The sequence below is a fragment of the Rickettsia argasii T170-B genome, from assembly GCF_000965185.1.
In the GTDB taxonomy this organism is placed as follows: Bacteria; Pseudomonadota; Alphaproteobacteria; order Rickettsiales; family Rickettsiaceae; genus Rickettsia; species Rickettsia rickettsii.
Map to the genome: position 1 here is coordinate 1 of NZ_LAOQ01000012.1, position 8,641 is coordinate 8,641.

Consider the following 8,641-nt stretch of genomic DNA (forward strand, 5'->3'; position numbering starts at 1 on the left):
ATAAGGTTGTAGGTTATATTAGTAAGAAAGGTAACATCTATGCATTTTATAAAAAATACTGTTATGGGGTTAGGGCACGAATTGAAGCTCAAATTTCAAGAATTAAGCGATGTATTGGTTCATCTCTATTAACTAAAAAAATAGCATTACAAAAATGCGAAGCCACTGTTATTGCTAATATTATAAATTTATGGAATTCATTTGGTCAATGCACTGCCGTAAAAATAGGATAATTCCGTCCAAAAAACCCCAATAGATACCCTTCCGAACAAAGTCCTTATAATGCTACCTTGAGGGTCAGCGTCAATAATGGCAACACGCATCCCAATATTAGACCAATGCACTGCAATATTTCTTGCAATAGTAGACTTGCCTACTCCTCCTTTACTAGTAGCAAGAGTAACAATTTGTGTATTCATAATATTATACTGTATAATTTATATTATATAAAAAATAAACTTATAAATCAACATATTCATCATTTTGTACTATAATTAGTAAATTGTAAAATACTAAAAAATGCTGGAATAGGTTAGATTTATGTCCTAACTATTTCTAGAACATAAACCTTTTATTTTTATAACGTTTGTTGACAGCCCTAATAAGGATCTGTATGGTATAGAATGTAATTTATAAAAAGAGAGGTTTGTTTTCCCAATTATTAATTATTTAAGTGTTTTTAAAAATACTATATTTCAGATTTTTCTTGCTATTACTATAGCCATATTTTTTACCACGTCTTTTGATTACCAGACAAAACGATTTTTCCTTACAGTTAGCACCTTCTTACGGACCTTACTAGTATTTATACTACCTTTTCTAATTATTAGTTCAATTGCCTCTGCACTTGGTAATATTCCAAAGGGCACAAAATTATTCTTAATAACATTGTTTGGTTGTATTTGCTTATCAAATTTTATAAATATCATATTGGGCTGTCTTATTGGAACCATAGTTGTATCAACCCAAACAAATTACCAGATGAGTCAATTATCGAATAATCTTTCGCCATTTTGGGTGTTAAATTTGCAGCCATTAATCTCTAATGATCTTGCCCTTATTAGTGGATTCGTCATAGGTTTTATCTTAAATATTTATAATTTTCAGATAGTTAAATCTACTATAATTACTATAAATAAATATTGTATGATATTTTTGAACGAATTTTTTGTGCCATTAATACCAGTCTTTATATTTGGGTATGTGGTAAAGCTTATAGATGAAAAACTTTTTAACACTCTTTTAGAACAAAATTTGGAAGTGATGATTAAAATGATAGGTTTTACGATCAGCTATTTAGTATTACATGTTTTTTTAATATCACGTTTTAATTTTAAAAAAGTAATAGAAATTTTTAAGAGTCTTGTTTCACCCATGGTTACAGCTTTCTCTACTATGTCAAGTGCAGCTGCTTTGCCATTTACTTTAATTGCAGTGAATAAAAATATCCATGATAAAGACTATGCAAATTTTATATGTCCAACGACTGTAAATATACATATGGTAGGTGATACAATCTGTATACCGATTATTGCTATATTATTAATGAATTTTTATGGTTTTCCTATTTCAAATGATCAATTTTTATTGTTTGCAATATATTTTACTTTAACAAAGTTTTCAGGCGCTGGGGTACCAGGTGGGACAATATTAGTGATGTTGCCAGTATTAGAAAAAACTTTAGGATTTACGCCTGAAATGTGTAGTTTAATTACAAGTATTTATATAGTGATTGATTGTATTACTTCTTCAGTTAATGTAGCTGGTAATAACATATTTGCTTTATATATTTATCCAATATATAAAAAGCTTATTAAATCTACAATTTAATTTATAAAAATAAGTGAAGTATCTATTTTTAGTTCTTCACTTATTATCTCCCTTTTTATTATCTAAGTTATTTTATTATACCCCAACTGTGTTTAAGCAAAGGGGTATATATTTGAGAGTATTGAGGTATTCCTATGTTTAAAATATCCTAAAATACCTCAATATATACTTCTTTAGCTTGAAGAGTTAACAAAATGGTTAGGAGCAATAGACTGAAAATTATAGTTTATTAAAGATGTTAATCTATCTTTATATTTTAGCAATACTTTTTGTACCGAAGGCCAAGTTTTGTTAGTGGACATACTTTAGGAGGCATTGTTACTTCCACTAGATTAAATACGGCAAGTGAGTATGCAACTCCTGTAGTCATTGTCATGGTGATTTATCTAGTGAGGGAGTTATTAATACAGGAGACCTACACCTATTTTACTACATCATAGCTAATCTAAATTTTCTCATGTTACGCAGTGAAGGTTGAAAGATGTAAAAAACTGTTATAAGAAATGAGGAGATAATACTAATTATCTTTCAAGATAGAATTAATAGGATTAATAATCCAATTCCAACAGGGGCACCGTCAAGTTAAGTAAAGTAGTCTGCAAAAGAGCTATATTTTTAAATTTCAGGCAGAAAGAAGTCTTTGAGTGGGCATCGTCAAGTTAAGAGAGATGTAAATTTAAGTATTGAGCGATTGAAAGGAATGATTTATAGAATAGCAGTAACCATTTATCAATAAATCTTAACGCTATGCATATTACTCAACCCCCGAAGAAACATCGTTTTCCAGCAAGCATCATTAGCCATACAGTATGGTCATATCATCGCTTTAATAATAGTTACCGAGATGTTCAAGAACAGATGGCGTATCGAGGTATTATTTTAAGTCATGAGACTGTAAGATTTTGGTGCAATAAATTTGCGATTTATTTTCAAGCTGTCATCAGAAAGAGAGAGAGGAAAGCAACTGACAAATGGCATTTAGATGAGATGAACATCAAGATCAAAGGCGAAGTATTCATATTATGGAGAGCTGTTGACTCCAAGGGGCATGAATTAGAAATATTATTGCAGAAGCGTCGTAACAAGAAATCAGCTATTCGCTTTTTATCAAGATTATTGGGTAATTATCCAACTCCAAGAGTAATTGTTACTGATAAGCTCAGGAGTTACATTAAACCGATTAAGCTTATGTGTCCTAAAACTGAACATCGTACTAGTAAGAGACTAAATAACTGTGTTGAAAATGCTCATCAGCCAACTCGACGAAAGGAAAAAATATTGATTAAATTTAAGCATCCTAATTCAGCACAATGTATATTATCACTGATGGGCAAAGTCAGAAATATATTTGCCGTCAATGTTGGACGATATACTAAAACCGCACCAGAGCAAAGAATTGCATTTGCATCCGCTAAATCTATTTGGGACGAAGCTACTCAAAGACTTCCTGCTGCCTGAAATATAAAAACATAGTACTTTTTGAAACCAATTTACTTAACTTGACGGTGCCGGTAAAAGTTATCGTATTAATAACTATAAATCTGGGGGTAATATGACATAAAAATTTTTAAATAAAGTGGTCCCTTTTTCACGTAATTTAGTGGCCCCTTTTTATTTGACAATGACAGTAATTGCTTAATTGTCAATTTTTTTATATCTGAAGATTTAGAGTATACTCTGTGTACCATGGAGTTAATCTTCTCAATTAATGGTTTTTGCCATGGAGAATAAGCATTGCAAAAGTACACTTGTCTATCAGAATTTGGCAATAATTTTTCATGATTAGTAAATTCTGTGCCATTATCTAACGTTATGCTTTTGATTATATGCGATAATGTTTTCAGTTTTTTATTCATGTTACCAATCACTTCTTTTGTTCTTTTTGAACGGTTTAAAGTAAGAAATACCCTTTGTGTTCTGATATCAACAAGACCACCTATATTACGACTTTGATTACCTTTATTAAAAGTTATATCTCCTTCTAAATGACCTATGTCTGCTATTTTGCTTATCATATCTGGTCTTGCAGTAATCGAAACTCGATTGGGTATTATAACTCTTTTCTGCCTTATTCTTGTACCATGATGTAATCTAGCTTTTCTTTTCCTTGCTAAAAATAAATATAACTTTTGCTCTTGTGCTATAGGAGATGTATAAATAAATTGATATATACTTTCTGTAGAAATATTGACAGTATGCTGTTCTATTTTGCGTCTACCTGATATTATATCAGGTGAAATTCCAAGCATTAACTGCTCTATTATTTCTGTCTGCAAATTATAATTAATATCTAATTTTCTTGTTCTCTTACCTTTCCTTAAACTTAAAGCTAACTCATTAGCCTTATCTGGTCTATAGCTATTCTTAAATTTCTTGAGTTCATAACATATAGTGCTTTTATCTCTACCAAGCTTTTTGCCTATATATCGCGAGCTATATCCACTCTTATTCATTTCGTATATTTTAAATCTTTCATCTATAGTTAAATGAGCCATAATATATCCATTTTTAATTAAAAAATTATTATATCTGGCTTAATTAATTATAGAACTTTCCATACAGTGTCTTTTCTAGAGAAAGTATTAACACATATGCCATTTCCGATACAGCGTATCCAAACTGATAGAGGTCAGGAGTTCTTCGCATATATTGTACAAGATTATCTAAAGGAACATAAAATTAAATTCCGTCCGATTAAACCTTTGTCACCCCATCTAAATGGTAAGGTAGAAAGATCACAAAAGACTGATTTAGATGAATTTTATAGTAGTGTTGATATACGGAGTATAGAATTACCAAAACAATTACACAATTGGGAGCATTACTATAATCATAATAGGGGTCACACTTCTCTTACCGGGAAAACACCTTGGGAAAAATACCAGGATCTTGAATCTTATGTTCCTTCTATACAAGAAATTGAGAAAAATTATGATCCGTTAAAAGAACCATTTATTATGCAAAATTATAAATGTAATAAAGAACTAAGGAGCATTATTAAACATAAAAAGGTATCATCTGTATAATCAATTAGTCACGAATTAAACAGACATCCTTATTGTAACCATGTCTATAAATCACACAAGTTAGGATTGAGGGTCAAGAAGATTGTTAAGTTCGGCAATAGAGAGCCCTGTAACTTTAGATATAAAAGCGATATCAGAGCCAGCATTATACATATTTTTAGCTACTTCATATTTCCCTTTCGCTTCCCCAATCTGCATGCCTTCGTTTCTACCAATCTGCAAGCCTTTCGCTTCCCCAATCTGCATGCCTTTCGCTTCCCCGATCTGTATACCTTTTTCTACACCTTGTTGTTCCCAATGATGAGCTAAGCTAGTCATAAGTTTTTCTCCTTGTTCGGTATTAAGACGCGACTTTAATATTTTTTCTAACTCTATTTTATCAGATTTTTCAATTTTAATCAATGTATAGGTTAATATCAGCTCTAGGTAATCAATACCAATATTAAGTTTGGCAAACTCAGGTAATAGATCAGCTACCTCATACCATCTTTTAAGTAAATCTCTTTCATGAATATGTTTCATGAAGAATTGTAGTATGCCTGCCCAAGCTTTTTGCTTTAATTCCTCATCAGGAATGTCATGGACATTAATTACTTGATGGTCTTTAGTCCAAATATCTTGCATTAGTTCTTTATGCTGGCACAGATCCCAAATATTCTTTGGAGCATTATATTTCTTTTTGCCATTGTAGAACACAAGAGGATATACAAAAGGCAAATGTTTAGATTTAGGATTAAGAGTTAAATGCCTTGCTGCTATATCCGTCATATATTTAAAAAGCCTAAAAGCCATGAAGTGATCAGGAGTACTTTGATGTTCTAGAAGAACCCAAAGATATCCAGTATTATCTTTAAACCTCGCTGAGAATAGGATATCAGATATAGAGTTCTTAAGATCGGCTTCAACAAAGCTTTCTTTTTCCATCTTCAGAGTATGAGATGAAAACATAGCTTTAATTTCTTGTGGCAGATGCATCTCAAAGAACTCTTTAGCAACTATTGGATTCTCGAAAGCTTTACGAATAAGAGCATCATGCCTTGGACGCTCGGAAGTCACATCATTGCCAGCATCAGCATCGCTATTTGCACTTAAATCTTCTTCTGTGTTACTAATATCTTTTTCATTCATTGCGTTGGTTTTATTTCGTTGCTATCAGTTGAAGCAGTTTCAGAAGAGTCACGAGATTTTTTATTAAATCTTGGTTTGCTTACCATCACTGGCACTTCTTTTGCAGTTACGAAAGTTGCAGGAGAGCCATCTAGATGAAATCTTTGTGCTCCTTCTACCAGTTTTTCTTTATACTTAAAACTACCACAATATCTATGGAAAAATCTATTTAATTGATTATTCGGAAACTGTCCATTTAATATTTTCTTTAGTTCAAGATCTATACCTATAGCAAGAGGCTTTGGCTCTTCTGAAAACACTTCTGGAAAATCAGCCTTTAATTTAGTTAGGATGCTAAAATATTCTTTCTTACGTCTCTTGATCTTTTCTTTTAAGATTTCCGCAGGAGTGAGTGCGACCGCTACTACCTTTTGATTTGCTGCCGTTTTGTTACTGTTCGTCGCCTGTTTGTTACCTGCAGTAGCCTCTTGCTTTTTACTCTTTTTTGTATCGTTGCTTTTAGCTTTAGTAGGACCTATAGAGGCATCTTTTGTGTCAGATGTGGTAGGAGAACGACCTACATCTTTGATGTCACTTTTAGGTTTTTCAAAGACTACAACTTTCTTAAGAGCCGAACCTGCAACTAATGGACTTGCATTAGTATTTAGGGTGAGTGGTTTTGCTCCAAAATTGAGTTTCAGCTTAGGTCTTTCTGTGTTTGCTACTGTGTTCATATTTGGCTCTTGTTAGTTAGTATTTTCATGTAATTCAGACTCGTTATTTTAAACCACCATCTTTACTTTTACAGATATTGTGGGGGAGTTATGAGGGGGCAACGAGCCCCCTCATATACTAAACTTAAGAAAGCATAAATTACTCATTTATTTTTAGATTCTTTTGCAAAATACTTAATAATATATTTTACGAAGTGTTCTTTATCTACATTGACGTCTTTTGATAATTTAAGGGTATTATTTTTCCAGATGCCGATAGTAGCACCTGAAGGTAAAGTAATCATATTGTCCTGCAGAACATCTGAATCATTACTTAATAAAATCTGATTCACTAGATTTTCTAATTTAGTACAGCCAATACCTTTTTTTATCTCTTCAGCTAGATTAATTAATATTGATATTACATGATCACCTTTTTGAGATAATGAGTATATGGTAGCAGAAGTTCTTGAGGATACTTTGGACATGTTACCAACAGCATTCCAAATAGCTTTCGGGACTTTATTAAAGGTAAGGAACTGCGTTAATTTTGCTCTGGAGGCATTAATATTGTTAGCTAATGATTCCTGAGTTATTTTGTGATCTTCTAAAAGTTTTGAATAATACAAACCTTTTGAATAATCACAAATATCTAATCCCTGATTTTCTTTGATCTGAATAATTGCCGCCCCCTCATCTGTTACATTATTTATGACAGCTCTGAGCGGCAAGTCAGCATCCAAACAAGCTTTCCATCTTCTACTACCAGCTATGACCTCATACTTAAACTTCGGATCATGTTCACGCAAGCGAAGATGTACTGGCTTTGTTCGGAAGGGTGTAATAAATAAGTGTGAAGTATAGGAAGAATTATATATAATATATTGGATTAGATTAACAATAAATTGATAATGCCATACAAGGAACGAGTAAGAGCAGGTTTACCTAGGAAAAGAGATAAACAAAAGTATAAAGTAACAAACTGGTCACAATATAATCAAAGTTTAAGACAAAGGGGAATGATCAGTTTATATTTTCCTGAAGGGGATCTAGAAACATTATTTATTAATACCAAGCCTTATGTAGAAGGAGAATCTGGAAGAACAACGACATACCAATTGCCATATATACAATTAATTTACACATTATATCGTTTATTTGGTTTTGGGCAGCGTCAAATAACAGGTTACTTTGAAGATTTATGGCAAAGTAAAGGACTCGAGATTCCAGTCCCAAGCTTTGGTCATTTATGTGATTTATTTTCAAAGATTCCGTTAGAGGTAAAGCAGTATTGTAATAAACTTGCTGAGCGTACCAAGAATGGTGAAGCTATATCTCTGATACTAGATAGCACAGGTCTTAGATTTAATACAGCTAGTAACTGATATGCAATGAAATATAATAAAATCTGTAAGAATAAGCCATGGCAGAAAATGCATATTTCTATGAATCCTGAAATGAATATTTATGATGTTGAGATTACCGATTGCCATACTTCTGATATAGAGATGCTAGAGTCTTTAATACCAAAGAATATATCGGTAGATAAAGTAGTTGCTGATGGTGCTTACTATAGTATTGAAGGAGTTGAGAAATTAAGTAATGGCGGTATTACGCCAGTAATTCCTCCTCCACGCAATGCTAAAATATATGGTCGAGATAACACTATATGGCATGATAAGGTTGTAGGTTATATTAGTAAGAAAGGTAACATCTATGCATTTTATAAAAAATACTGTTATGGGGTTAGGGCACGAATTGAAGCTCAAATTTCAAGAATTAAGCGATGTATTGGTTCATCTCTATTAACTAAAAAAATAGCATTACAAAAATGCGAAGCCACTGTTATTGCTAATATTATAAATTTATGGAATTCATTTGGTCAATGCACTGCCGTAAAAATAGGATAATTCCGTCCAAAAAACCCCAATAGATACCCTTCCGAACAAAGTCCTTATAATGCTA

General features: G+C 32.1%; 10 protein-coding genes and 1 pseudogene. 6 read left to right on the plus strand and 5 right to left on the minus strand.

The genetic code is table 11. The features are described from left to right. Positions 1 to 233: pseudogene (locus tag RAT170B_RS10845) on the plus strand (transposase); the annotation flags it as partial. Here the strand turns inward: RAT170B_RS10845 and RAT170B_RS11885 are convergent. After that, positions 198 to 419, minus strand: a complete 222-nt coding sequence (locus RAT170B_RS11885) for a ParA family protein (RefSeq protein ID WP_045806024.1) — start codon at positions 417 to 419, stop codon at positions 198 to 200. The pseudogene RAT170B_RS10845 and the gene RAT170B_RS11885 sit on opposite strands and share 36 nt — an antisense overlap. A 280-nt stretch (positions 420 to 699) precedes the next feature. On the opposite strand from RAT170B_RS11885, the gene RAT170B_RS07305 reads away from it, so the two are divergent. Together RAT170B_RS07305 and RAT170B_RS09310 are read left to right on the plus strand one after the other, a co-directional pair. Beyond that, on the plus strand, positions 700 to 1,830 hold the full coding sequence (locus RAT170B_RS07305; protein WP_261368784.1) for a dicarboxylate/amino acid:cation symporter: 1,131 nt from the start codon (positions 700 to 702) through the stop codon (positions 1,828 to 1,830). 747 nt (positions 1,831 to 2,577) lie between these two features. Continuing rightward, entirely contained in the window at positions 2,578 to 3,288 is a 711-nt protein-coding gene (locus tag RAT170B_RS09310; RefSeq protein ID WP_045806027.1) for an IS6 family transposase, read from the plus strand. 68 nt (positions 3,289 to 3,356) lie between these two features. On the opposite strand, the gene RAT170B_RS07315 is transcribed toward RAT170B_RS09310, so the two are convergent. Then, positions 3,357 to 4,325: an IS30 family transposase gene (locus RAT170B_RS07315; RefSeq protein ID WP_045806028.1), complete on the minus strand. Its 969-nt coding sequence runs from the start codon at positions 4,323 to 4,325 to the stop codon at positions 3,357 to 3,359. Between the two features lie 96 nt (positions 4,326 to 4,421). Here RAT170B_RS07315 and RAT170B_RS07320 point away from each other — a divergent pair, with 96 nt between their 5' ends. After that, complete coding sequence (locus RAT170B_RS07320; RefSeq protein ID WP_052692009.1) at positions 4,422 to 4,856, plus strand: integrase core domain-containing protein; 435 nt, start codon at positions 4,422 to 4,424, stop codon at positions 4,854 to 4,856. Between the two features lie 60 nt (positions 4,857 to 4,916). Here RAT170B_RS07320 and RAT170B_RS07325 read toward each other — a convergent pair whose 3' ends face one another. The 3 genes from RAT170B_RS07325 to RAT170B_RS07335 form a co-directional block, all read right to left on the minus strand. Beyond that, entirely contained in the window at positions 4,917 to 5,984 is a 1,068-nt protein-coding gene (locus tag RAT170B_RS07325; RefSeq protein ID WP_261368783.1) for an Rpn family recombination-promoting nuclease/putative transposase, read from the minus strand. Beyond that, positions 5,981 to 6,697 (minus strand): ProQ/FINO family protein, encoded by a 717-nt coding sequence (locus RAT170B_RS07330; RefSeq protein WP_082068716.1) that lies wholly within the window; start codon positions 6,695 to 6,697, stop codon positions 5,981 to 5,983. Before RAT170B_RS07330 ends, RAT170B_RS07325 begins: the two co-directional genes overlap by 4 nt. A 143-nt stretch (positions 6,698 to 6,840) precedes the next feature. Next, complete coding sequence (locus RAT170B_RS07335) at positions 6,841 to 7,578, minus strand: ParB/RepB/Spo0J family partition protein (RefSeq protein ID WP_082068717.1); 738 nt, start codon at positions 7,576 to 7,578, stop codon at positions 6,841 to 6,843. 9 nt (positions 7,579 to 7,587) lie between these two features. Here RAT170B_RS07335 and RAT170B_RS07340 point away from each other — a divergent pair, with 9 nt between their 5' ends. Then, positions 7,588 to 8,061 (plus strand): transposase, encoded by a 474-nt coding sequence (locus RAT170B_RS07340; RefSeq protein WP_052692011.1) that lies wholly within the window; start codon positions 7,588 to 7,590, stop codon positions 8,059 to 8,061. A gap of 6 nt (positions 8,062 to 8,067) precedes the next feature. Beyond that, a complete protein-coding gene (locus tag RAT170B_RS07345; protein WP_082068718.1) occupies positions 8,068 to 8,586 on the plus strand; it encodes a transposase in 519 nt (172 codons plus the stop codon). The last annotated feature ends 55 nt before the right edge of the window (positions 8,587 to 8,641 follow it).